Source organism: Bacteroidota bacterium, from assembly GCA_005882315.1.
Classification (GTDB): Bacteria; Bacteroidota; Bacteroidia; order Chitinophagales; family Chitinophagaceae; genus VBAR01.
Window position 1 is genome coordinate 1300375 of the sequence record VBAR01000001.1, and the last position, 21227, is coordinate 1321601.

Annotated in this window: 19 protein-coding genes; 5 read left to right on the forward strand and 14 right to left on the reverse strand. The window is 37.8% G+C overall.

All coding sequences use genetic code 11. From position 1 onward, the window contains the following. The first annotated feature begins 9 nt into the window (after window positions 1-9). Window positions 10-489, forward strand: coding sequence for a GNAT family N-acetyltransferase (locus E6H07_05395; GenBank protein ID TMI65356.1), 480 nt, complete (start codon window positions 10-12; stop codon window positions 487-489). Window positions 490-492: 3 nt separating this feature from the next. On the opposite strand, the gene E6H07_05400 is transcribed toward E6H07_05395, so the two are convergent. From E6H07_05400 to E6H07_05425, 6 genes are all read right to left on the reverse strand, one after another. After that, window positions 493-2829, reverse strand: coding sequence for an ATP-dependent DNA helicase (locus E6H07_05400; protein ID TMI65357.1), 2337 nt, complete (start codon window positions 2827-2829; stop codon window positions 493-495). An 87-nt stretch (window positions 2830-2916) separates the two neighbouring features. Next, entirely contained in the window at window positions 2917-4479 is a 1563-nt protein-coding gene (locus E6H07_05405) for a hypothetical protein (protein TMI65358.1), read from the reverse strand. A 438-nt stretch (window positions 4480-4917) separates the two neighbouring features. Then, window positions 4918-5532: a WG repeat-containing protein gene (locus E6H07_05410; protein TMI65359.1), complete on the reverse strand. Its 615-nt coding sequence runs from the start codon at window positions 5530-5532 to the stop codon at window positions 4918-4920. A 144-nt stretch (window positions 5533-5676) separates the two neighbouring features. Beyond that, window positions 5677-6828 (reverse strand): glycerate kinase, encoded by a 1152-nt coding sequence (locus E6H07_05415; protein ID TMI65360.1) that lies wholly within the window; start codon window positions 6826-6828, stop codon window positions 5677-5679. A gap of 4 nt (window positions 6829-6832) precedes the next feature. Then, window positions 6833-8161, reverse strand: a complete 1329-nt coding sequence (locus E6H07_05420) for a GntP family permease (GenBank protein ID TMI65361.1) — start codon at window positions 8159-8161, stop codon at window positions 6833-6835. 96 nt (window positions 8162-8257) lie between these two features. After that, entirely contained in the window at window positions 8258-8473 is a 216-nt protein-coding gene (locus E6H07_05425; protein TMI65362.1) for a general stress protein CsbD, read from the reverse strand. Between the two features lie 111 nt (window positions 8474-8584). Here E6H07_05425 and E6H07_05430 point away from each other — a divergent pair, with 111 nt between their 5' ends. Next, complete coding sequence (locus tag E6H07_05430; GenBank protein ID TMI65363.1) at window positions 8585-8782, forward strand: KTSC domain-containing protein; 198 nt, start codon at window positions 8585-8587, stop codon at window positions 8780-8782. Between the two features lie 570 nt (window positions 8783-9352). Here the strand turns inward: E6H07_05430 and E6H07_05435 are convergent. From E6H07_05435 to dcm, 5 genes are all read right to left on the reverse strand, one after another. Further along, on the reverse strand, window positions 9353-11647 hold the full coding sequence (locus E6H07_05435; protein TMI65364.1) for a M56 family metallopeptidase: 2295 nt from the start codon (window positions 11645-11647) through the stop codon (window positions 9353-9355). Continuing rightward, window positions 11644-12006 (reverse strand): BlaI/MecI/CopY family transcriptional regulator, encoded by a 363-nt coding sequence (locus tag E6H07_05440; protein TMI65365.1) that lies wholly within the window; start codon window positions 12004-12006, stop codon window positions 11644-11646. The genes E6H07_05435 and E6H07_05440 overlap by 4 nt, the downstream gene beginning before the upstream one ends. 372 nt (window positions 12007-12378) lie before the next feature. After that, window positions 12379-13095, reverse strand: coding sequence for a restriction endonuclease (locus E6H07_05445; protein TMI65366.1), 717 nt, complete (start codon window positions 13093-13095; stop codon window positions 12379-12381). A 12-nt stretch (window positions 13096-13107) separates the two neighbouring features. After that, on the reverse strand, window positions 13108-13899 hold the full coding sequence (locus E6H07_05450) for a TdeIII family type II restriction endonuclease (protein TMI65367.1): 792 nt from the start codon (window positions 13897-13899) through the stop codon (window positions 13108-13110). Then, window positions 13874-15793, reverse strand: coding sequence for a DNA (cytosine-5-)-methyltransferase (gene dcm, locus E6H07_05455; GenBank protein TMI65368.1), 1920 nt, complete (start codon window positions 15791-15793; stop codon window positions 13874-13876). The genes E6H07_05450 and dcm overlap by 26 nt, the downstream gene beginning before the upstream one ends. Window positions 15794-15954: 161 nt before the next feature. On the opposite strand from dcm, the gene E6H07_05460 reads away from it, so the two are divergent. Next, window positions 15955-16458 (forward strand): hypothetical protein, encoded by a 504-nt coding sequence (locus E6H07_05460; GenBank protein TMI65369.1) that lies wholly within the window; start codon window positions 15955-15957, stop codon window positions 16456-16458. A gap of 207 nt (window positions 16459-16665) precedes the next feature. Here the strand turns inward: E6H07_05460 and E6H07_05465 are convergent, their stop codons facing one another. From E6H07_05465 to E6H07_05475, 3 genes are all read right to left on the reverse strand, one after another. Next, complete coding sequence (locus E6H07_05465; GenBank protein ID TMI65370.1) at window positions 16666-17172, reverse strand: hypothetical protein; 507 nt, start codon at window positions 17170-17172, stop codon at window positions 16666-16668. 195 nt (window positions 17173-17367) lie between these two features. After that, window positions 17368-18909 (reverse strand): FAD-binding protein, encoded by a 1542-nt coding sequence (locus E6H07_05470; protein TMI65371.1) that lies wholly within the window; start codon window positions 18907-18909, stop codon window positions 17368-17370. Between the two features lie 25 nt (window positions 18910-18934). Continuing rightward, complete coding sequence (locus tag E6H07_05475; protein ID TMI65372.1) at window positions 18935-19285, reverse strand: hypothetical protein; 351 nt, start codon at window positions 19283-19285, stop codon at window positions 18935-18937. 343 nt (window positions 19286-19628) lie between these two features. Here E6H07_05475 and E6H07_05480 point away from each other — a divergent pair, with 343 nt between their 5' ends. Beyond that, entirely contained in the window at window positions 19629-20366 is a 738-nt protein-coding gene (locus tag E6H07_05480) for a glycerophosphodiester phosphodiesterase (GenBank protein TMI65373.1), read from the forward strand. Window positions 20367-20484: 118 nt separating this feature from the next. Further along, complete coding sequence (locus E6H07_05485; GenBank protein TMI65374.1) at window positions 20485-21159, forward strand: ABC transporter ATP-binding protein; 675 nt, start codon at window positions 20485-20487, stop codon at window positions 21157-21159. The last annotated feature ends 68 nt before the right edge of the window (window positions 21160-21227 follow it).

Sequence of the window (21227 nt, forward strand, 5' to 3'; positions counted from 1 at the left end):
AAAAAAGAAATGATCCGCAAAGCAACAAACGATGATTTTAAGTTCATTTATGAACTTTATATGGATCCGCAGATAAACCCTTTTCTGTTGTATGAGCAAATGCATACAACGGAATTTATGCCGGTGTATGATGAGCTGCTTACAAAAGAGATCTTATATATCTATGAAGTGGATGAAATTTCAACTGGTATGTGTAAACTGGTACCACAACAATACCGCAACTCACATATTGTTTACCTGGGTGGTGTAGCGGTGCATCCATTTTTTGCCGGCAAAGGCGAAGGATTGAAAATGATGCAAGACATTCTTGACTTTGTAAAACAGAATGGTTTTTTAAGAATTGAACTGAGCGTTGCATCTATTAATGAAAAAGCAATTCGTTTGTATGAGAAGGTCGGATTTGTAAAAGAAGGGCTGCTGAAAAAATTTACTTACCTGAAAAGTGAAAACAAGTTTTTGGATGAAGTGATGATGGCCTATTTAGTTTAAATGCTATTCTATAATTCTTAGTTTAGCATAGTTCAGCATGATCTTCTTTTCACCATTATGCTCAAACTTCACTGTTGCAATCGGATTATGAGCCGCCCCTTCCATTTTCATTACTTCACCAAAACCAAATTTCTGGTGCTCGACTTTTTGTCCCGGCTGTAAATTGCTTGTATCGCTTGCAACAAAATCTGGTGATGGCTTATGCTCTACAACTTTTGGCTGCGCAGCAGGTGCTAAGTAAGAAGGAGTTTCTTTTTTTGTTGACTCCCGACTCCGAACTCCTGACTCCTGGCTTCTCCCCCCTCCCCATCCTCTCATTCTTTCAAATGCAGTTCCGTTTCCATAATCTGAACCCTGGTTCTTTGCACCGCCACCAGAATAACTTTTATCAACAAACTGTTCGGGTAATTCATCAATAAAACGGCTTGGTTCGTTTTGTACTAAAGAACCAAAACGATATCGTGTATTAGCATAGGTTATCCATAATCTTTTTTTAGCCCTTGTTACAGCCACATAAAACAATCTTCTTTCTTCTTCCAATTCTTCTCTTGTATTTATGCTGAGAGCATTCGGAAAAAGCATTTCTTCAAGACCTGCAACAAATACAACGCCGAACTCAAGACCTTTTGCTGCGTGTATTGTCATGAGTTTTACCGTATCTGCATTTGGATCTTTTTCATCAGCATCGGTCAGCAATGTTATTTGCTGTAAGTAACTGCCAAGGGTTTTATCCACCACTTCGCCATCTTCATTATCGGGACTTTCGATCCATTCTTTAATTGAGTTCAATAATTCCTGAACGTTTTCATAACGAGCCAGTCCTTCGGTGCTCTTATCGTTAAACAATTCTTTTACAAAACTTGTTTGTTTGCCAACATGCACGGCTACATCATACGCATTATTTTTCTGCAGCATGCTTTGAAAACTTTTTATCATCGTCACAAAATCATTCAAACTTTCAGCTGTGCCGGCTTTAAATCCGAATTTTAAGGGCTCGTTTATTACATCCCACATGCTGATGTTGTTTTCATTAGCGGCAAGTACGGCTTTATCCATAGAGGTTTTGCCAATACCCCTTGCAGGATAATTGATGATGCGCTTTAGCGCTTCCTCATCTTTTGGATTGATGATAATTCTTAAGTAGGCAATAAAATCCTTTATCTCTTTACGTTGGTAAAAGCTGATACCGCCATAAATAGTATAAGCAATACCCATACGACGAAGACTTTCTTCAAATGCACGGCTTTGCGCATTGGTACGGTAAAGAATTGCAAAATCTTTATTGAAAAAATGATTGCGGAGTTTTTGTTCCTGTATTGTATCAGCTGTAAATTTTCCCTCTTCGTTATCAGTCATTGTTCTTACCAGCTTTATCTTTTCTCCTTCCGCATTCTCCGTCCAAAGATCTTTTGGTATCTGGCCTTTGTTGATCTTGATTATTTCATTGGCTGTATTCAGAATGCTTTTTGTACTGCGGTAGTTCTGTTCCAGCTTCACCACTTTTACTTCATCATAATCTTTTTGAAATTGTAAAATATTCTGAATAGTTGCACCGCGGAATGAATAAATACTTTGTGCATCATCACCTACTACACAAACATTCTCATGCATAGCGCCGAGCAGTTTAATTATTTCATACTGTGCGGGATTGGTATCCTGGTATTCATCAATTAATATGTACTTGAATTTGCGTTGATACTTGCTTAGGCTTTCAGGAACGTTTTTCAAAAGCTCATAAAACTTCAGTAGCAGATCATCAAAATCCATCGCACCGTTTTTAAAACAACGGGCTGCATAGGCCTGGTAGATCTGTGAAATGGCAGGCCTATTGCTGCGCATATCTTCCTGCTGTATGTAATAATCATTGGCATAATCTGCCGGGCCTACCAATGCATTTTTAGCTGAAGAGATGCGATTGTAAACAGAAGATGGTTTGTAATGCTTATCATCAAGATTCAGCTCATTCACTACTGTCTTTATTACACTCTTTGCATCATCAGTATCATAAATAGTGAAATTATTCGGATAGCCGATCTTGGTAGCTTCGCCGCGAAGTATTCTTGCAAATACAGAGTGAAAGGTTCCGATATAAAGATTTCTTGCTTCGTTGTTACCCAAAATATGTTCCACCCTCTCCTTCATCTCCTTTGCCGCCTTATTGGTAAAAGTGAGAGCAAGAATATTAAATGAATCAACACCATTGGCCATCAGGTGGGCAACACGGGTGGTCAGCACTTTGGTTTTTCCACTGCCGGCGCCGGCCACAATCATCAGGGGTCCTTCAATATGTAGTACAGCTTCTTTTTGTTTCTCGTTCAATCCGCCCAGGTAATCATTCATGGCTGCAAATTACGGTATTCAGTTTTTTGAATGGCCGTATTTGACACAAAAAATGCGGTGAATAAGCCGGTTATTCTCCGCATTCTACTAGTAAATAAGATATCTCCGTTTTTTATGCTTTTTGTACTTCTCAAAAATAATTTCCGCCATCGGCTTATTATTCACTTTGCTTTCTACCCAGGAAATAACATCGAGATAGGCAAAGGATCGGGTCTCAAAAGGATTTTTTTCGAGGTGTTTTATTTTGTGCAGGAATTTTTTAAGTTCAGGTTTTATTTTTTCTGGCGAAACATCAAAACTATGCCTGAGAAAACCAAACATCTCTTCTTCAACCACCGTCAGGCTTTTCATTTTTGCCATGAACCGGTAAACAGACTTGGTGAGTGATTCCATTAATTCATAATTACCCAGTTCATAATGTGACATCAGGTGCAGCAACCGTGCATAACAATGCAGATCGATCCGGAGATCAACCGGCCCGTTGATGATGCGTTGGAGATAGTCGATCGTTTTTTCAAATTTACCAGCACCGAAGTATAACATAGCCAGTTTATAATTAAAAACAAGAATACGGTGCGGATCTACAAATAAAGAATACTCTTCAAGACTTTTTTCAATTACTGACACCAATTTCAATCCGTCGGCAAAAGTGCCTTTCATCAGGTGCTGGTTTATTTTTGCGCCGTTGATATAAATAGAAGTATGAGTTCGGAAATTATCATGCCTGTTGGCAACAGGTGTTTTTGCATATTGCTCAAACTGCTTCAATGTAATTTCAAATTTTTCAAAATTGCGCAGGTCAAATAAAGCATTCAGCAGGTTATGCATGCCTTTTACATAGTGCCCGGTTTCCACTCCTATCATCAGCGGTTGTTCATCAAACAAGTCGATCCATTTCTGACTGTAACGGTAATACATCAAAAAATCCTGTTTAATAAATGCATACCAGCTATAGCTTTGATAGAAGTATAGTTTTTCATAAAAGCCATTGATAGCTGATGTATCTGCCGGCAAATAACTTTTAAAAAAAGTTACCAGTTCTTTTTCATCTTCTTTATTACGGGCATGACCATGCAGTACAAACCAACGATAAAGCAGCAAGGCAAGATTGGAAAGTCTTGTTACCCTGTCTATATGACTGCTTATCTCCAACGCTTCATTGGCTATTTGTAAAGTTTTTTCCGTAGTACTTCGTGTGATGTGAAGCGATTCAATTTTCTTTTCCAATGAAAGTAACTGTACCAGTGTATTAAACTTCTGGTTGGCTCTTGCCAGTTCTTTTGCTTTTTCCAGAATGCGGAGAGCCTGGATCTTCAATCCTTTATTATATAATATCCGTGCATTGTCGAGATGTTCACTCAACTGCAGATCGATATTGTCAGATGTTTTGAGCAAATGCAAACTGGCCAGCACCTGTTTATACAAGTGATTTTTCAGGTTTGCAAGCTGTGTTTTGGTTACACCTTTTAGCTTTTTAAGTAAAACGGCTTCATCATATTCAGGCATGGCGGCCAGGGCATCAAATAGCTGGATAATTTTCAAGTCCTCCTTAGCGGAACTTCGCTTTATATAGAGTTTAAAATGTCTTTTTTCAGACTTCTCCAGCGAATGAACCAATTGAAATAATATATCAGAAAAACGGTTGGACATAATTAAAAAAACGGGCCGAAACCCTTGACTGCTAATGGTTTTACAAATTTACTCCCTGTTTGGCATAATTAAACAAACAGAAGGATGTTTTGAATCAATAGAGGCTGCCGGGTACATTTGTACTGCGCCTTTGAGATCATATAGCAGCAATCGTTGAGGAGTAGCAATCATCAGAGGCCCGAAACAGAAAGAAACGCTTTTTAAAAGCACTTCATAAGAATTTCATATGGCAAGCAATCGTTAGAGGTCAGTCCGTTTCTACGGAAGGGCCTTTTTTCTTGTCCGCAAGATATGTCGGTTTATCTGTTTTAGCAAAAACAGGGTTCTGTTTCCTAATCACCTTATTGCAGGAGTAAATAAAATATTTCACGCAGAAACACAGAGACTACTGAGATTTATTTTCATGTCTTTATCCCAAGTCTCTGTGTGACAAAAAAACTATTCATCCTTCATTGCATTCCCTTTTTTATCAATGCTGCTCCATTTACCTTCTTTCATTACCTGGGCTTTACTATCTGCAAACTCCATAGCAAAACTGTAAGCAAAAGGAATTACAATAGCACCAGTTTTATCAATATAGCCCCATCTTGCTTTTGCATTACTTACTGCAGCCAATCCTTCTTTAAAGTGAGATGCATTGTTATACTGGATATCAATTACCAGTTTGCCAGTTTCATCTACAAAACCACATTTTTCATTCAGGGTTACTTTTGCCATGCCTTCGCTGAAAGAAGAAGCATCAGTGAATTGTAACTTCAACAGTTCTTTGCCAGTGCTGTCGATATAGCCCCATTTATTACCGATCATTACAGCAGCTTTGCCTTCAGAAAAGGCTAAGGCTTCATCATATATAAGCGGAACCACAAGCTTACCTTCTTCCGTTACAAAACCATGCTTACCATTTTTCTCTACCTTGGCAAGTCCACAGGTGCAGGCATCTACATTATCATATTCTTTTTCCCATTTAGCCGCTTTAAAACCAGTTTGCTGACTGTTCATTGATAATGAGAACAGCAGAACTGTGCTCATTAATAAATACTTTTTCATGATCATCTGTTTTAAGATGAAAAAATTAATTTACCAGTGTTAAGGTAGTCATGCAACAAGAAGAGGGTTATGACCACAGGCAGCAGGCGGGATGATTTTGATGCAGGGGAAACTTATTCAATTATAAACCCCGGGTTAAACGGGGTCTGCTCACAACTTTTTTTGAGGCAATAATTGCATTGCCAGCATATTACCAATCTCTTTTGCAGTTCGTTCCAGGTTATGTTTTGTATTCATCATTGCTTTGGCAAGATCAACGGGTTCATTGTTGATAGATAACAGCACATCAAAATATTGCTGCAGCTGCGGAGATTTTTCCAAAGGAACTTTCCCAGCTAATCCAATTACAGGAATTCCTTTTTGCTTTGCCATTTTTGCAACACCAAAAGGGCCCTTACCTTGTAAGGTTTGTATATCAATACTTCCTTCACCGGTAATAACGAGATCAACATTCTTCAACGCATTTTCAAAACCGGTAATGGATAAAAAATTTTCAATACCATTTACCAGTTCAGCATTCAGCATTGCAGATAATGATGCAGCAACGCCACCGGCAGCGCCACCATGTTTCAGCGTTGATATATCCCTGCCTGTTTGCTGCATTACGATGTCACGCAACCTTGTCAATGCAACTTCGAGTTTTATAATGTCAGCAAGCCCGGCACCTTTTTGCGGACCGAAAACATTTGCAGCGCCTTCTTTTCCGAGTAAAATATTTTCTACATCACACAATACAACCAGCTTGCAGTTAAGAACTCTTTTATCCAAACCAGAAAGATCAATTGTTTCCAGTTCATTCATTCTTTCAGGAAGATTGTTCAGTTCATCTCCATATTTATTTAAAAAACGAATACCTAGTGCTTGTAATATTCCTGCAGCACCATCAACTGTAGCACTGCCACCGATACATAAAATAATTTTATTGACTTTTTTATCCAATGCATGTTTGAGTAACTCTCCGGTACCAAATGATGTTGCATGCAGCGGATCATATTCTTCCGGTTTCAATAAACGCAGGCCTGATGCATTAGCCATTTCAATCACGGCCGTTTTATAATTATCTATCAAACCATATTCGGCATTTATTTTTCTGCCGAACGGATCATTCACTCCAGCATTGAACACAGCTCCTTTACAATGCTGAATGATCAATTCTGCGGTGCCATCACCACCATCCCCAACAGGAAAACAAATGCATTCACAGCTAAGATCACTTTGCAGCAAACCTTCTTTGATGGCTGTTGCAGCGTCTGCCGCCGATAAACTGTTTTTAAAAGCATTGGGTGCAATGAGTACCTGCATTCTATTATAATAAAAACAATGATAAAATATAAATGACCAGCAGTGTTACTAATCCCATCCAGATCGTAGCAACAGAATAAACTTTTAGCATCGGTTTCATATCCAATCCTGAAAATTTTGATATCACCCAGAAATACGCATCATTGGCATGAGAGATCATCATAGAGCCTGCGCCCATGGATAATACACAAAGCAGTTTACCTGTTTCTGTATCCAGGCCAAGTGCTGGCAATAAAGGCTGAATGATAGAAGCTGCCGTAATAATTGCAACAGTTGATGAACCTTGTGCGGTCTTCAACATAAACGTAAGCAGGAAGGGAAAAAAAATTCCCATACTGCCGAGGTTCAGCGATTGGCCGAAATGTTCACCAATTTTTGTTGCAGCCAGCACAGCGCCGAATGCGCCGCCTGCACCAATGATGACTAAAATTCCACCAGCTTTTTCTACACCTTCCTGTAATAATTTACTTACTGCTTGTTTTGTCCAGCTACGCACTGTTGCAAATACTAATAATATACCAACCGATAAAGCGATCACCGGTTCACCAAGTACAGCAAATATTCTTTGTAAAATATTTCCACTGTTTTTTTCCAGTGCAAAAAATGAATTAACTGCAATTAATAATACCGGAACGATCACTGGCAGAAAAGCCATGAATGGATTTGGCAATGCAGTGTGTGTAGTGATATGTTCTGCTTCTGCTGTCACATGGGGAACTTTTTTTCCTGCATAACGGGCCCACAAATAACCTGCGATCATACCAGGGATAGCAACAGCAATACCGATACTGATTAGTTTTCCGAAATTAACACCGATAGTAACAGCCGCAGCGGCAGCGCCGGGATGTGGCGGCAATAAACAATGCACCGCATATAAACCGGTGGCGAGTGATGTAGCCATGATAGCAACCGAAATACCGGTACGTTTTGCCAGCGATTGATTTAATCCACTCAAAACGATATAGCCTGAATCACAAAAAACAGGAAGACCTACAATAAAACCGGTGATGCTCATTGCCAACGGTGCTTTTTTTTCTCCTGTTTTTTTCAGAATATAATTTGCCATCACTTTAGTACAGCCGCTATGTTCCAGTAATACACCCAACGTAGTGCCGAGTACAATAATAAGCCCCAGCGATTGCATGATATGGCCAAAGCCGGATTTGATCGTACCGAGAATGGTTGCTATATCCATCTGCACACCCAGCCCAACCAAAAAGCAGGCAATGAGCAAAGCAAAAAAAGGATGCACCCGCCAGCGGGTAGTAAGCAGTATGATGACTACAATACCGGCTAATAAAAAGATCAATACCTGTGCAAATGAATTTGTCATCTGTAGTATGGCAAGAAGTCAAATAAAGATACCAAAGCAACGAATAATCTTTCTGAAGATAAAGAGTATTAAGAATTAAAATGCTTTTTATACAACTCAACCCGCTAAACCCTCGTTGGCGGAAATACTTTCAATATAAGCAATGACTTCGGGGCGGGTCTTGTTCATAATTTTTTCGAGCCGGATCAGCAATTCTTCTTCATGGCCCGGCTCATACATAAGGTCAGCATCAGTGAGGCGGAGATCATTTTCCTTCATTCTTTCTTTTACCTCTTCCCAGGGTGTCTGTAGTTTTATACTAATTGCGTTCATATGATTTTCGGGTAATAGTTCAAATAAGATACCAAAACAACAAGTTACCAGTTTGTTTCCTTTTCAACTGGCATAATTTTTTAATTACCAGAAATTGAAAAATAGTTCAATATGCCATCTTCCGTTGTTGCAGCAATGAAATACGATGCGAAAGCTTCCAAGCTTAGAGTAATTTATACTTCAGGCAATATCTACGATTATAAAGAAGTCTCCGAAAAGGTTTATAATGAAATGAAAAAAGCTTCTTCAAAAGGAGCGTTTCTAAATAAGCAGATCAAACCAAATTATGATTTTGAAAAAATAAAATAGGATATAAGCGCAACTTTTAAGAGTCATGACAGATTAAAGTTAATCCATCGATTTCCTGTTTTTTAATTGCTTTTTTGAGAGTTCAAATATTTATTTTTAAATTAGAGTTTATATTTTTTAAGGTTTAATGGTTAATGGTTTATTGTCCTCCAATTTCTATTGGGGGAATTTTTTTTAGAAGACTCGTCTAAAAAATGAAATTTTCAATTCGAAAACTTTAATCAATGCTTCCATAAGATTCATGAATGAGGACGGCCTCAGAAAAAATGGCGTTAAGAAATTTAGGAGTGAGGCGTTAAGCAGCGAAAAATTTTGAGTAGTGTTATGATGTACTTAATAAAATAAGTAGCCGGGAGATATTGAGCAGATCATAGTAAGACTTTTTTCGCTGTAGCCGAACGAATAAATTTTAGACATTTTTTCTGCAGCCTTGATTTTTTGGTTCTTTTGCATCAAGGCAAAAGAACATAAAGTAAAACTGATTTTCAGAGAATAAAAAAAGCGGTCGCAATTTGCGACCGCTTACGAAATCAAACATAGAAAAATTGAGTTGGTTTCAATTCGAAAACTTTAATCAATACTTTTTAGTGTAACATACTTCTGTAACTTATCATAGTTAAATCCCTTTGCCCTCATGTCTTTTATATATTCAGGTGTAACACCCAATGCTTTTACAGCAACGATATCATCGAGGCTAATATCCTTGAACCCTGCTGCTTCAAAACTCTTAATGTATTCAGGAGTGATGCCCTGTGCTTTAAGCGCAGTTACATTCTCAAGATCAGTCATCTTATAACCGGCGGTTTCAAAACTTTTTACATACTCAGGTGTAATACCCAATGCTTTGAAGGCAACAAGATCTTCTGGCTTTATATCCTTATATCCCATATCGGTAAAACTCTTCATGTATTCAGGTGTAACGTTCTGTGATTTCATGCCAACAAACTCTTCAGGGTTAATATCCTTATACCCTTTATCATACCAGCTCTTCACATACTCAGGTGTAACGCCTACTGCTTTAAAAGCTACTAATTCATCATGCGGCACATTCGTCATACCCACGGCTTTGAAAGAATTCACAAACTCAGGCGTAATGTTCATGGCTTTATAACTAACCATATCATCGGGGTCATCTTTACTCCCTTTATCTCCCTTCTCTCCTTTGTCACTTTTCATGTCACGTACAGATTTGATATAAGCTTTATCAATCCCCTGTGCTTTAAAACTTACCAGCTGGTCAGTGGAAATATCTTTATACTCACTGCGTATTTCTTTGATATATTTTTCATCAACACCCAATGCTTTCAATGGAACAAGGTCTTCAAGACTGATATCTTTAAATCCATTGTTGCGGATAGAAGAAATATAAGCCTTGTCAATACCCAATGCAGCAACAGGGATAAGGTCATCTTTTGTTACATCTTTATATCCTTCGCTGCGAAGCATTGTCAAAAATTCTTTTTTGATATTAATAAAGAAGAAAGCCATCTGGTCATCATCATCAAGCGTTTCTTTCAGTTCTTTATTCATGTAATCAACATAGGCTTTATTAGCAACGAACTTATAAGTACCCATGCCAGTGCTGCCTTCAAACTTACCGGTCATTTCCATTTTACCGGCTTCACGGGTAATATTAAATGTGCCCGATGTTCCTTTTGGCAATGTTCCCAGTTCGGATAATTTGAAAGTAGAACCGTTGAAAGAATGTCCCGATTTCAAATCCCAGTTTTCATTCTCCATCTTTTCATCGCTGAAGCGGATATTCACTTTGTCATCCTTGATCACAGCGAACCAATAACCCTGGGTTTCCATACCGTGATTTTTCGTTTCACCTTTCACGTTTGACTCCCGATAGTTATCGGGATCACTTTTTCCGTTTGACGTTTGGGCTTTCGCCACCGGCTCATTCAGCAGGCAGGCTAAAAAAGCGAATACAGGCAACAGGAAAAAATATTTCCAGGCCGTGTGCAGGTTTGATCTTTTTTTGTTCATCATGGCTATACGTGTTTTAAGAATTGACTGGTTATAATTTGTTGTAAGGCTCAGCGGTAAATGCGGTGCCGATACCTGAACAAGACTCAACTGGTAACGTTTCTTATCCAGCTTTTCCCGTTGCATCAGTTGATCATCGGTTAAAAACTCAAGATTGCTTTCGATCTCCCTGCGATAGATCCATGCAAATGGATTGAACCATTGAAAGATCAGCAGCAATTCGGCAACAACAATATCAATAGTATGTTTTTCACGAATATGAACTTTCTCATGCATCAAGATCTGGTTATAGGTTTCCCATTCATACTTTGACGGGTTGATAAAAATAGTATTGCCAAAAGAGCAGGGAGCTTTATCACCGCTTACTTCTACTATGCGGTAAGGACCATCAATGATAACCGGGTTGCGATAGGCACGCCAGAGCAATAACACTAACTGGAAAATAAAACTGGCAGCAAAAACAATTACGCCAAACCAATAGATCCAGAACAACCAGCCCATTAGCTTGTCAATGGTGAATGGTGAATGGGCAATTGCTGTTTCTTTTGAGGTCGCTGAAGGTTTATCGTTATTAACTATCGGTAGTGTATTAACAGTTGGTTGCTGGCTATTTTTTGCAGGTTGCCCATTGTCTATTGACTGTTGTTCATTCACCATTGACAATTCACCATTCACACCATTCACTCTATTCACCTTACGCAACGAAAACCCCGCAGGCACCTGCAGCAACGGCAATGCAAAAGCGATCCCAAGGCAAATGATCAGCATGTAGCGGTTCACTTTATAAAAAGTTTCGCGGCGCAGCAGGAGTTTATAAAAAGCCAGGCAGGCCAGCAGGATCAAAGCGACATTAATAATATATGGCAGTATCATGAGTTGTCTGTTTTAATCATGTTAAGAATTTCTTTCAGTTCGGCTTCAGATAGTTTTTGTTCTTTGGCAAAGAAGGCCAGCATCCGCGGGTAGGAATTATCAAAATATTCTTTCACGATATCTTTCATTGCATGCTTCTGGTATTGTTCCCGGCTGATGATGGGGAAGTAGCTGTACACATTGCCAATGGTATCATGATCCAGGAAACCTTTTTCTTCCAGTATCTTCACCATAGTGGCCACACTATTATAATGTGGTTTCGGATCCGGCAGGTGAGGGATCACTTCTTTAATGAATGCTTTACCCAGGTCCCAATACACCTGCATGATCTGTTCTTCTCTTTTAGCCAGCTTTATCATCTTTAAAAATTGTTTTCACAATGTTACTACTAATTCATTAGGAGAACAACTAATTTATTAGGAATAGCCGAATTGACCGATACCAATTGCTATTAAACCAGTTAAATTACAGGTAGTTACGTGGTTTGAAATTATTTCTTAAAACTGCAAAAAGCAGGGATGAGTGGAAATGTTTGTATGAAAGGAGAATAATTATGTAGTCGGCTGTGGTACTGCAATTAAGCTTTTGTTGCGTCACACACTTGCACTTATTCAACTCTATTCATGAATTGTTGCAATAGCCTGCTCCAGAAGGAAGAGAAAGGTGTGTTGCTTCTATTGTTATTTTATTTTCTAATTAAAGCAATAGGGTTTTACGTATTCCAAACTCTTTCATGATGAAATTTCTTTAAGTCTTTGTTCAACGGACTTACTAAGTTTCTTAATAACGCCATCTACAATTGGTTTCATGTTAACTTTAGAAGCAACTTCTGCAGAAGCTTTAATTAAATCTTTATAAAAATCTTTGTCTCCAGTAAATCGATGCCAGAAATCCTTTCCCATATAAATAGTGTATTCCTCCTCTAATTTTCTAACAAAAGAGTTTTTCTCGTTATCCTCTCCGTATATTAAGCAAAAGGCAATGTTGTTCAAATTTATTTTAAGTCTATTTGTTCTTGCTCTATTAATGAAAGCTCTGAAATGTCCTTTTATTGTTACTACATCATCCTTATTGATTGAATTCGGGCCAGACTTAATTTGACAGTATTTTTTTTCTTTATCAATATGATCAAAAAACTCAATATCGAGACCTTCAATTCCAGAGCCATAAGCCCCAAGAACATCTGTTATAAAACTTTGCATACTGGTTCCAAAAGAAGTTGTTATTGAAGTACTGAGAACTCTTGGATATACCAAGACTTTTGCAAGTGAAATTGGTGTCGCGTTTCCTTGAAGATAATATGCTAAGTAATATAATAGAAGTGGATTAATATTGAACTTATTAATATTCTCTAATTTTTCGGTGTTTATTTTATGATTGAGGATTAGAGTGTCTTTGAACCAAACCTTAAACTTTTTAATGATTGCGTTCTTTTCGGACTTTTTCATTGCGATTTAATATTATTCAGAAAATAAACTGTCTAATTGTTCCTGCAAACTACCTTCATCTCTTAATTCTGTAAAACAATTTCGTATTAAGAGAAATGTATTTTGTTCTCCAGAAATAAAATCCCAAAATTCATTTTCAACCCATCCTTCGGTTATAGGTTCTAAAGGACGTCCATTTGCTTTAGAATTTTCCCAGAAGTCTCCATCGTAGGGGTTATATGGGAAAACTATTTTCGCAATTGCATTACCATTAGGATTGCCAGAATAAAAATATGCATACCAATTAAACAACTGCGATAGAAATTCTCTAAACTTTGCAATATTGGGCTGAACAGTTTTTGTATCAAAAAAATAATCAATCCCATCTCTTTGAAGCCAAATGTCTACACCACTACCCCTAGGAGGAGGTCCAAATCCTTGAATGGGGTTATTAATAAATTGCTGACATACTTGTTTAATAGCATCATGAGCTGTGGTTGCATTATATTGCCCGTTTTGAAGTAGCCTCGATTCAATTATTAATTGCAATGTATTACCAAGTGCTGCAGGCATGATTAGAGGTGCTTGCAAATTTCCGGGAATAACTACAAAACCATTATCAGCAGCAATTCTCTTTGCTAGAGGTTCCCATAAAGTTTTGCCCTGAGAAGTCTCGAGACCACCGACAATTGACCTGATTTTCCTTTCTTTTGGGATTAACAGATCTAATATTTGAAAATGACGAACTTTTTCTAAATTGTTTTCTACATAATTCAGAATTCCATTAGAAACTGTTTCTTTAATAATTTCTGGATTTAATGGCATTATAAAAAATTTCAGTATCTATGAGTTGCTTGGCTAAATAATATATAACATAAGTTGAAACTGCATTTCCAAATTGCTTCTTAGCAATTTTTTCATCTTTATGAAGACTAAACCATTTTGGGAATCCTTGTAGTTTGCCAGCTTCTTTGGCGGTAATAGGTCTATATAATTTTTTCTTTACAATTTTATTTATAAAATTCGCTCTGTATTCATCTGGGGAATTTCCTGTAATGTCTTTAAGAGCAACTATATCTTTGGAACCAGTCGCGGTTAAAGTAGAAAATATATTAGAATGAGGCAGATATACCCTATAAATATTATTTATGCCAGATGAGTTTTTTGAATTAACAAATTCATATCCTAGTTTTTTTACGTAACGCAAAATATTTTTATCTACTAATTTTTCTAACTCGGTTTGTTTCAAATCAGGAATTAGCTTTTTAAGAGTTTTGTAGCTCAAAGGATTTCCATCAGAATTTCCATAAACCTTTTTCCTCCTATTTTTCAGAATTATCATGCAAATAGCCTTTTCACGTTCTGTGGTTCTTATTATATCCCAAGAATGAATTGTTGTGTGTCCATTTCGGGTATCACAAAAGATAAAAAAATCGTTTAATTCATTTAGTTTTTGAAATCTATTTCTTGACATTGGAATTTTATGCCCGAAAATATCTTTCGGATCAAAAATTTTTTTGTCAATCACAGAATCTTTATCAACGCCATCAATTAAATTTTTTAGAAAAGATTTTTTGTTAATCGGTTTTGGATATTCAAAGTCTTCAAAATAATAAGATAAATCCTTGCGGATTCCAACAATAAATACTCTATCTCTATTTTGGGGTAATCCGAAATCGTACGAATTCAAAAGCTGGGGCTCTTTAACAACATAGCCAGCATTTTGCAAATTCTTAATTATTAAACTCAAGCTGCTCCTATTCCTGGGATCAATAAGACCCTTTACATTTTCGAAAATGAAGGCTTTGGGTTGATTTTCTCTAACTACTCTTATTGAATCATTCCATAATTTTCCTCGAGGATCGTCAAAACCTTTCATTTTACCAGCAACGGACCATGCTTGACATGGGACCCCGCCAACAATTAAATCAATATTATCAAAGGGGAGTTTTCCAAGTTTTGTAATATCTCCAAGCTCAACATCCTCTCCGTGTTTAAAGCCAAAAAAATTTTTCTTATAAACGTCAATTGCTTTTTTATCTATTTCAGAAAACCCTAAACATTTACCCCCCAGTTCTTCGAGGGGGATCCTAAAACCTCCAATGCCAGAAAATAAATCAACAAATGTAAACTTGGGATTTGCGTCTTCGAAATTCGTATTAATATATTCTAAAATTTGAGAAACACATTTTGATGCATCATTTTTAATATCACTTTCCCAAAATCTAAATACTTGCCAATTATTTTTTTGTAGACCATAGTTGACTTCTTCATCTCTAAGAATATTTCTCTCAATTTTAGCATCCCAGAAATCTGTATTATTTTTTATGCTGCCTTTTTCATAATTCTTTCCGTGCCAAAAATCTCCATCGCAGAAAATTGCAATACGGTAACGAGGGATAATAAAATCTGGCTTTCCTGAAATTTGTTCTATGATTAAATCTGGGCGAGAATAATTCAACTTGACTTTTTGTAGTTCTTGTTCTAACAACAGCTCAATCTTCGTATTGGAACTTAATATATTTTTCATTGTTTGAGATACAACTTCTGTTGGTGCCTCAAGCTTAAAAGTATTATTAGCGATTGTACGAGATTTTCTACGAGGATATTTTAATCCAACATCATTCATTTCAGAGTTTTTTTCAAATAGAGATAGTTGCTCAGATTCATTAACTAATGAAATCTCATCCGCAACAACATATTGATATTTTAATTTCATACAAATAAAGTTTAAAATTTGATACGGAAAGAGGATGTTAAGAACTTTTATACTAACAATATTAGTAACAATTTACTAAAGCGCCAATACCACTTTGTGGTAGGGCAGAATTTCCTTTTATCAATTTTGATTTCTATCTTGTTCATCCATCCCGAACCACTATGAACAATATAATTACCCACCCAGCATCGCATGCTGTTAATGAGCTTGATTCATTTGAAAAGGGCTTCCACTTTGAAAACTATATGGTAACCCTCTTCAACAAAAGAAAATTCCGTCTTTTAGAATGGCGAGGTGATAAAATAGCTTCTAACGGAGTTTCTCCACTAAGCAATTCATGGCCTGATTTAGTATTTGCATCCTTAGGAAAAAAGAAATTCCATTTTGCAGTAGAATGCAAATGGAGAAAGCAATTTTTCGAAGGAGGAACTGACTGGGCTGACAGATATAAGATCGATTCTTATTTAGAGTATCAACGGGACAAAAATATGAGAGTATATGTAGCAATAGGTGTAGGTGGCACTGCTTCTAATCCTGAAAAACTTTTTGTTACTCCCTTAGATCATATCAGTATGTATCCTTTTGTTTATCAATCACGGCTAATCCCTTTTAAAAAGAATCCTGAACAACGCATTGACGATGCAGAACAGTTAGAGTTATTTTGATTTGGTTGCTCAATAGAATTACGAAACGTACAAGAGTGCGACGCAACAGAAGCTTAATAGAAGCAATTCAGTTTAGTACAAAATAAATAATCAAAACGGCCGCAATGCTGGTAATATCTTATCAAGCCGTTCCTCAAGACGACAGCAATGACCAAATAGAAAAGCCGCCCCGATAAGTCGGGACGGCCGTATTAAAGTTCAGGAATTTTATTTATGCCCTTTATTCATATGTTCTTTTTGTGATTTGTCTTTTTTCGCTTTTTTGTCTTTATAAAGCCCATATTTATTTCCCTTTCCAGGATTATTATAAGGACCATATCCTCCACCATTCCTTTCATCATTCTGCTCATAATTGCCATCCGTGTTCCGCTCATTATATCTGCGGTTTTGAGTAGTGGAATTTCCCATTTGGTTTATCCGCAGTTGACCGTTCTGGTCAACATCAATTGTTACATCATTATTTTTTAACTCAAAACTTGAAGATGAAACCTGGGTTCTTTTCTTACCTATACCTAAAAAGCCGGGCTTTACTGCATACACAGTTATGGTATGTTGACCAGCACCTAAATTCGGTATAGTAGCGTTGCCTTCATAGTTACGGCCATCAATAGATACATCATAGTTATTATCCATACGAAGTACTACATTCTGGGCCGATGTTGAAATTGTTGCAGCCAGTATTCCAACTGCAAGTAATAAGTAGATTTTTTTCATAATTATAATTTTAAGGTTCGGCCCTATATTTCAAACCCGGTGCCAGTGAAAGCCGCTAATTGTTAATCTATTTTATACTGTATTTTAACAGTCTTTATGAAGGCTGTATCAGCAGATTATAAGAATAATGCAATAAGGAGTTAAAGAATTATAAAAGACGGTGGTACCAATCCTGTTCCCGTCATCAATAAATAATCAAAACGGCCGCAATGCTGGTAATATCTTATCAAGTCCACAATCTTTCAATGATTGGGTATTGAATATTTTCATTGTCTCCGGCGCCAGTATCTTGTTTCTTTGTTTTATCCATTCATCCATACCGGCACCATACATCTTCCTCGTTTTAGGCTCATCCAGGTTATGTATTTTACCCCAATGAAAAGTATAGGGGATATTTCTTGCTTCCAGTTCATTCCATACTGCAGCATAAAAATTTCTTGTAGTGGCTGACTCTGTACCATCGAGTTCGAGTATGCAGGTAGGAGCGAACCGGGTAAAAGCCAATGTAGCCGAAGATTTTTTTACATACCGGTAAGAGAATATTCCTGAAAAGGGTCCGCTCGTTTTATTGAGCTTAATAAGCAGATTATTTACTTCCCACACACGGTCAAGCGGAATACCGATAGCGGTACTAAGCAACCGGCCACGGATATTATTGTTTCTAAAAATTTCTCCTGATGTTCCCATGTCGCCTTCATATAAGGTGTAAGAAGTTTTTACCAGTTTACTTACCAGCAGGTGCGTTAAAGCGGGAACGATATCAGTGATGATGCCAACAACTGCAGCCATATCATCACCGGGCCCCGCTTTATTAAAATCATCAACCGGCGGCTGGTAGTTATCCGTATAGCTGCGTTTATACATAATAGTGGCATAGGCACCACCGGACAATTTGTATTGATCAATGACAGCCTGGAAATGGAAGGGACGTTCATTACCATTCGGAATAAAGTTCGCATTGGAAAAATCAAGTGTTTCCATGATATGTTTGAAAGTATCATCAATCGGAATTTTTTTTCGGTAACATTCCAGCAGGTAAATAGGTTCGGTTTCTATCATCACTCCATGTATAAAACCAAAGCTGCCGAAACTTACAAGAGCAGCATTAAAAAGTTCATCATCTGCTACCCGATTAGTTTTAAATTTTTCAAGGAACAGATCGGATACAACAGGATAGGATCCTCTTTCTAACCATATATGTGTATCAGGGCCGGTGATGATGTGGATGCCGACAATAAAATCCTGTACCGACCCTGTATCGATCGCCGAACCATGTGTGCCTGTTGAAAAACATCCGACTATTGTTTGTCCATTGCTGGCGCCGGAAGTTTTTAATGATCTTTTATTTTGTTTTAACCAATTATTCAATTCCTGTATTGAATTGCCGCACTGCGCAAATAAAAGATCGTTTGGTGTTCCTGTATAGTTGGGTGATACGCTTTGTGCTTTGCGGATCGGGAAGATCATATTCAACATCTTGGTATTAAGTATCCACCCTTCTGCTGCTGCTACGTTGCTGAACGACCATCCACCGCCCAATGCCCTGATGGTAATATTTTCTGCAATTGCTTTTGCAAGCAAGGACTGTATCGCTTCGGTCATCGCATTATAATCATCAAAGCCATTACCCGTGTTACCATTAATAAGATCAAATAGGTTATCTATCGGTTGTGTAAACGTATCGTGGCGATTGGTCCACTCGATCGCATTGGTGGGGCGTATTTGCGGAAGAGACATGTAATAAATATTAGTAGTGAAAAAATTATAACCCGTCGATCACACGTTGACAGGGTTTATGACATTTCCATTCCACCTTTACAGATGAAACAATTCCCAATGTGATAACTGTTACGAGTGATTGCCCGAAATTTTTTGAATAGACCACTTCATCCAGTGCAGCACAGCTATCGGTACAATTTGGAACATGGAAATTCTGGGGTTTGTTTGCCAGTCCCCAGAAATAGGAACGCATGACGGTATCCCTGTACTCAGTTGCCGGATCATTTTTTGTATTAATGACCCTGTAATGATAGCAGCTTGTCATTGTTAGGGTGAACAGGACGAACAAGAAGAGCAGGATGTTTTTTTCTTGCCGGGTAGTTGGTTTGGTCATAAAATAAGTTTAAGGTTAAATGACGAGTTGGGTTGAATTGATTAGTTGGTTACGAGTCTTTATTTGAAAAATTGAACCACGAAGCCACAAAATCACGAAGAAACACAAAGCTGACTTCGTGAAGCCTTTGTGTCTTAGTGTCTTCGTGGTTCCAGTTTTTGAATTATGTTTCAGGAAAAGTTCGCACAATCCAGAGATTTAAAAAAATAATGTTGAAAGTCTCAAGACGGCCAATTCACAGTACGATTAAAAGATCATTCTCTTGTTTCTACCCGGCTCATGTTATACCTGCGGGATTTCTTATCTTGTAGGTCCGCCCATCCCAAAACTATAAACTTATATTATGAAGTGCTTAGCTGGCCTGCTTTTGTTTTTTAGCGTCACTGTTTTACAGGCCCAGCCACTTATTCATGCTCATAACGATTATCACAGACCAGAACCATTTACCAATGCGATCCGCAATAAAGTATTTTCAATAGAGGTAGATATTTTTCTCGTCGGCAACAAGCTGTTGGTAGCACATGATAAGGATGAAATACCAACTGCCAGCACATTGGACAGTTTTTACCTGCAACCCATCATTGAATTGTTTCGCAAGCATAAAGGAACTATCACCGACGACACTGCCTATGCACCCGTACTGATGATCGATATAAAAGAAAACGCAGAGCCTGTTCTTGCAGCGCTTTTCAAATTGCTGGCGCACCATCCTTCTGTTTTTGATCGTTCAGTAAATCGAAAGGCGGTGCAGATCGTTATCAGTGGTGATAGAGGACCTTCATTCAAATGGGCCACTTACCCTTCTAATATATTATTTGATGGACGTCCCAATGAACCTTACGATGATGCAAAGCTGCAACGGATAGCTTTTATCAGTGATAGCTGGGTTCCTTATAATCTTCCACCGAATGATGATTTCGAAAGATTGAAACAAGTAATAGATAAAGTACATAGTATGAAAAAGCGGATCAGGCTCTGGGCCAGTCCCGATAATCCTGAATCATGGAAACTGCAGAAAGAACTCGGTATTGATATTATTAATACTGATAAGGTAACGGAATGCAGGAACTATTTTAAATAACTAACGCATACATACCTTTCCCCAAACACTTCATCCCGCTATTTCTTTAGTACATCAAACTGCTGTTATCCGGATGGAATTTTCATTTATATTACATGATACATTAAAATAATTGCTGATGGCAACGATATTGAATATCCAGAACCTTGGTAAAACTTACCAGAGTGCAGGCCGCACATTGACGGTGCTGGAGAATATTAATTTTTCCGTGGAAGCAGGATCAACAATGGCGATTGTCGGGCCATCAGGTAGTGGCAAAACTACTTTGCTGGGATTAGCTGCCGGGCTGGATCGATCAAGCACAGGTACAGTGGAATTAAATAATATAAAGCTGGATCAGTTGAGTGAAGATCAGCGTGCCAGTATAAGAAATAAGCATGTAGGTTTTATTTTTCAAAACTTCCAGTTGCTTCCTACACTTACTGCACTTGAAAATGTGATGGTACCGTTGGAATTGCGCAGGGAAAAAAACATAAAGCCAAGAGCAGTTGACCTCCTCAACAAAGTGGGCCTTGCAGACCGGGGACATCACTATCCAGCACAATTGAGCGGGGGTGAACAACAAAGAGTATCAATGGCGAGGGCCTTTATCAATCAACCGCAAATTCTATTTACTGATGAACCTACCGGTAACCTGGATGCTGAAACAAGCCGCGGAATTGTTGAACTGATCTTTAACCTGAATAAAGAAGCCGGTACTACATTGATAATGGTAACACATGATATTGACCTCGCAAATAAAACGGGTCGTATCATCAAACTAAAAGGCGGCAGGATCGTATCGGATGAATAAGAGTTGTCAGGTGTCGGGTGTCAGGTGACAGCTGACAACAGACAGCCGACAACACACAACAGACAAGC